Genomic DNA, 2,260 nt, shown 5'->3' on the forward strand with positions numbered 1-2,260 from the left:
GTCCTGGCGGCGGGCCTGGGCCTCGTGGCCGTGGTGGTCGACAGCGTTGCGCTTCTCGGCCAGGAGGGTGGCGAGGCGGGTGCGGGCGGCGTCGCGGTTGCGTTGCTGGGAGCGGTACTCCTCGGCGCGGATGGTGAGGACGCCCCGGACCAGCCGGGTCGAGAGGCGTTCCAGGGCGCGGGACTTGAGGGGCTCCGGGAGGGACGGGGAGTTCGCGACGTCGAAGGAGAGCTCGGCGGCCGTGGCGCTGGTGTTGACGTGCTGCCCGCCCGGACCCGAGGAACGGGAGAAACGCCAGCTCAGCTCGGACTCCGGGATGGAGACCGAGCCGCGGACGTGGACCTCGTCGGGCATGTCCTCATTGTCGCAGGGTAGAAGCGATCTTGTCGCCTGAGTAACGCGGGACTGGCGGCAACTGCAAGTACTTACTTACACTGGGCGCCATGACCGAAGGACTCTTCGAGGACGACGACCTCATCCGCGTCATCTCGCGGGAGGGGGCGCTCATCGCGGCGGGCGGTGCGGCGTCCCTGCTGCAGACCGCGCATCCCAAGGTGGCGCAGGGGGTGTACGACCACAGCTACACCGCCGACGATCCGCTGCGGCGGCTGCGGAACACGATGGGGTGGCTGTACGCGGTCCAGTTCGGGACGCGGGAGGAGGCCGAGGTCTTCAGCGCGCTCGTCCGGAAGGGGCACGAGAGCGTCACCGGGCCCGGGTACGAGGCGAACGATCCCGAGCTGCAGGTGTGGGTGGCGTCCACGCTGTTCGCGGTGGCTTCGCAGTTCTACCAGGCCCTTTTCCGGCGGACGCTCGATGATGCGGAACTTGAGGAGTTCTACCAGCAGGCCAAGATCTACGCGACGATCCTCGGCTGCCCGGAGGAGCGGATGCCGGAGACGTATCCGCAGTTCCGCGAGTACTACGCCGACATGATCCAGAACTTGAAGATCACCGACGCGTCGCGGGCCATCGCGGAGCAGGTCATGCATCCGCGGCTGCCGGGCGGGCCGGTGAACGCGCCGGGGCTGATGGCGATCCGGCTGATCACGGCGGGGCTGATGCCGGCGCCGATCCGGGAGCAGTACGGCTGGAAATGGGACGCCAGGCGGGAGCGGCGGTTCCGGATGCTGGTCGGGGCGCTCGCCGTCGTGTATCCGCGGCTTCCGCTGCGGGTCCGGACGCTGCCGCGCGAGTACTACCTGTTCACGACCCGAAGGATGCTCGCGAAGATGAAGCGGCGCCCCTCGATCACGGTCACGTCGGCCTGAACGGGACGCGTCCGCCTGAGCGGGGCGCGTCGGCCTGGGCGGGTTGCGTCGCCTGGGCGGGTTGCGGCCGCGTGGCCCCGTGTGTGGGTCACGCGGCCGCTTTTCCCTTGCCCGGTCCCTCCCGAGCCCGGCCCGGCCGGAAGGGACCACTGCCCGGGTCCGCCGTCCGTCCGCCCGCTCCCCCCAGAGCTCGGCCGGACGGCGTCCCAGGTCAGACCTTGGAACCGGCGACGATCGCGTCGGCGGTCTTCTTGGCGGAGTTGATCGGGATGGCGAACCCGACGCCGATGTTCCCGTTGCCGTTCCCGGCCGTGAGGATGGCGGTGTTGACGCCGATCACCTGACCGGCCGAGTTCACCAGCGCGCCGCCGGAGTTGCCGGGGTTGATGGCGGCGTCCGTCTGGATCGCGTTCTTGATCACCGTCTCCTGCTGCTGGGACAGCTGCCCGCGCAGGCCCGGTGGGAGCTGCGGCTCCTGGCCGCCCTCGCGGACCTCGCGGCCCAGGGCGCTGACGATGCCGGACGTCACCGAGCCGTCCAGGCCGAGCGGGCTCCCGACCGCCAGCACCGTGTCGCCGACCGCCAGGGCGTCGCTGTTCCCGAGCGTCGCGGGCTTGAGGCCGGACACGTTGTCCGCCTTGATCACGGCGACGTCCGCGCCGGAGTCGGAGCCGAGGACCTTCGCGGACGCGGTTCGTCCATCGGCGAACTTCACCGCCACCTGACCGGCGTCCGCCACGACGTGCGCGTTGGTGAGGATCACGCCGTCCGAGCGCAGGACGACGCCCGAGCCGCCGCTCGTCCCGTTCGGCGTCTGCGCCTGGATCGACACGACGCTGGGCTGCACGGCGGCGGCCACCTGCGCGATCGTGCCGCCCTTCGCGGACGTCCCCGTCACCGCGGTCGGGCTCGAGTAGACGGTGCTGTCGTGCGTGAACGCCAGCGTGACGGCCGCCCCCGCGCCGCCCGCCCCCAGCGCCTGTCTCTTA

General features: G+C 71.1%; 3 protein-coding genes. 1 reads left to right on the forward strand and 2 read right to left on the reverse strand.

The features are described 5' to 3' along the window. Positions 1-354: alternative ribosome rescue aminoacyl-tRNA hydrolase ArfB (arfB, locus tag E1287_RS43000; RefSeq protein ID WP_131971872.1), on the reverse strand; the 354-nt coding region annotated here is incomplete at its 3' end. 89 nt (positions 355-443) lie between these two features. Here arfB and E1287_RS43005 point away from each other — a divergent pair. Continuing rightward, positions 444-1,271, forward strand: a complete 828-nt coding sequence (locus tag E1287_RS43005; protein ID WP_131971874.1) for an oxygenase MpaB family protein — start codon at positions 444-446, stop codon at positions 1,269-1,271. Positions 1,272-1,482: 211 nt separating this feature from the next. Here E1287_RS43005 and E1287_RS43010 read toward each other — a convergent pair. Next, positions 1,483-2,260, reverse strand: a 778-nt coding sequence (locus E1287_RS43010; RefSeq protein ID WP_131971876.1) for a trypsin-like peptidase domain-containing protein, incomplete at its 5' end; no start/stop codon positions are given.

This window comes from Actinomadura sp. KC06, from assembly GCF_004348735.1.
GTDB lineage: Bacteria > Actinomycetota > Actinomycetes > Streptosporangiales > Streptosporangiaceae > Spirillospora.

What these genes read in the sequence shown, in the direction of transcription:
- E1287_RS43005 (WP_131971874.1), top strand. Translation starts at nt 444, where the DNA reads ATGACCGAAGGACTCTTCGAGGACGACGACCTCATCCGCGTCATCTCG.